Source organism: Photobacterium damselae, from assembly GCF_003026815.1.
Taxonomy (GTDB): domain Bacteria; phylum Pseudomonadota; class Gammaproteobacteria; order Enterobacterales; family Vibrionaceae; genus Photobacterium; species Photobacterium damselae.
Map to the genome: position 1 here is coordinate 1 of NZ_PYOG01000078.1, position 2,439 is coordinate 2,439.

Sequence of the window (2,439 nt, forward strand, 5' to 3'; positions counted from 1 at the left end):
CCCTTCACTTGGGCAATCAATTAATTCTTGAGGATAAACTCATTATTAATAATGTAACCTTAATAAATGATGTGTTTAGCGGTTCAATTGAAATACCCCCGAATGATAAAAACACTCTTAACCGATATACACCACGATTAGAAACTGTTAAAGCGCAAGAAAACTAAATGCAATAAATTAAGCCTGCTATGATGCAGGCTTTTTTATTCCTTGTATTTCTAAAAAATCCGGGCGCATTATTTTGTTATCTTTTGGCTTTTACGAGTGATTTTATTATTGATGATACGATAACAAAATAATGCGCCAAGTCGCTATGACTTCGGTGTTTCTATAAAGAATGGCATGCGCTAAACGAGCATTTCTTATACTCGCAAGCTCCTAACGAAATGCAAGGCGAGTTACCCACATACCCACAAAAATCGCTTCGGTTTTTTATTCCTACGCTCTTATATGGATATATGGATAACTCGCCAATGACGCTGTTATATAACTTTTAAACAATAAGCTAAGGATTTATATACATATTAACAGTGTAGGTCCGGTTTTTATATCTCCACAAACCCCATTAATATGTACATAAATCTTACACGCTTTAAGTCCGAAAAGAGCATTCTCAGAAATTAACTTTAATTTGCTATGTAACCGTACAAGCACGGGAAAATTAAAGCTAATTTCTGCTCACTATTTCGTGCTCGTGATACGTCTCTCTTGTCATACGACAGCATAAACTTTCCCTTATTTTAATCTCATGGCAATTTAGCCTAGCAGGGCGGCGGTAGTCACTCCATAAACAACGAGGTATTAAATCTCATCTTGTTATTGCCTTAACTCTTCCCGTTCGTGGTCTATTTAATATCGCTGGCTCGGACGCATAAGATCTATTATCCCATTAGCCAATATGTTTGCGTCCTTAGCATCGCTACGCGATGAGTTATCGCATTTTAATTCGGCGAAATCCATTCCCTTTATTATTTAACGGTAAGAGCTGCACCTAACCCCCTTAACCTACAGAGAAGCCAAGACGCTATATCGCTGACCTAACGAAAACCCCGCGAAATAACCCGTTTCCCGCTTAAACCTACTTATTTAACTTCTGTGCATTTTGAAAGCTCAGAAAGACCTGACACCCCACGTCACATGTTCGGTGACATATAAGTGGTTGTCTGTAAAAGAAAAACGCATCATTCAGGCATTTTCAAAAGTTGCGTAAAAGTATCATGAAAAGTGTACACCACATTTACACCATTTGGTGTAAATGTGGTGTAATTCTATATATATCATTATGTTAGTGTAAAATTGGCGATATTTACACCATTCTTACACCGCGCGGTGTAAGAATGGTGTACAAATAAAAACAATAACTTATAAAAACATAAATGAATGTGGTGTAAAAGTGGTATACACTTGAGATGGTGTGGTGTAAGAAATAACACCACTAAAAATAGGCATGTACACCACAATTACACCACAATTTTGGAGCGTTTGGGATGGCAAGAAATCCTAGAATACAATTACCATTTTCTGAACAGTTATATTCTCGTCTTGAGAGTTATCAAAAGAATAATCAGTTTTCGACACTAACAGATGCAACAAAAGATTTAATTGAATTTGCTTTGTCAATAAAAGAAAGAATGAATGATAGTAGCACTAGATCAACACGTGAAATACTGGAAGAAATACTAGCGACGCAATATACGCAAGAAAAGCTAACCAAACAAATGTATATGGCTGCATTCGATCCAAATATTCGAGTGCCAAGTGATATAGCGGCTATGGTTAATGTGAAATTCGATAAGTTCGGCGAGGAATCGAAAGCAAAGTCACACAAGTTTATTATTGGCAAGGAATAAAAAAGGCAGTCACAAAGATTGTGACTGCCTTTAATATTATAGCAAAGGATAATCAAGTTCTTTTTCTAACTCTTTTTCTTGAGCCAGTTCTTTCTCTGTTTGCTCCTGATGAAGGTCATATTCAGCGAGTGATTTATCAACTGTCTCATTAGCGAGATGATTTGCATGTTCAATATCTTTTGGTTCAATGACATCAAGTAATGATGCTATTTCCTTATCACTAAACTCTTGTGATTTGCTAATGTCATCGACCAGTTGCTCTATTTTCTTAGTATCAATCTCATGCTCTCCTTTTAGCTCTGCAATATCATCGTTAACTTTATCACTGATATATATACCAATATCTTGAGATGATAATCCATCCATGGTTTCTTTTACAATAGAAATGTTATGACCCTGAGCAGTTAATTTATCAGTTATATCGCTAATCAAATTTTGATTTGATAATTGATGCTCACTTGTCATGATAATAATTTGCTCACGTAACGCCTTGGTATCGAGCGTTCGTAAATCATGTGCATTAGTGACTGCGACAATATCAACATCGTGTGTGTTGGATCCCAATAATGAAATTCCATTTTCAAGACCA

2 protein-coding genes are annotated in these 2,439 nt (G+C 36.1%); one reads left to right on the top strand and one right to left on the bottom strand.

Annotated features, from left to right (window positions below):
• The first annotated feature begins 1,487 nt into the window (after positions 1-1,487).
• Positions 1,488-1,850: a hypothetical protein gene (locus tag CTN07_RS22240; protein WP_013404493.1), complete on the top strand. Its 363-nt coding sequence runs from the start codon at positions 1,488-1,490 to the stop codon at positions 1,848-1,850.
• Between the two features lie 36 nt (positions 1,851-1,886).
• On the opposite strand, the gene CTN07_RS22245 is transcribed toward CTN07_RS22240, so the two are convergent.
• Positions 1,887-2,439, bottom strand: a 553-nt coding sequence (locus CTN07_RS22245; RefSeq protein WP_146154910.1) for a toprim domain-containing protein, incomplete at its 5' end; no start/stop codon positions are given.

Coding starts and splice junctions, on each gene's coding strand:
- CTN07_RS22240 (WP_013404493.1), top strand. CDS start 1,488: ATGGCAAGAAATCCTAGAATACAATTACCATTTTCTGAACAGTTATAT.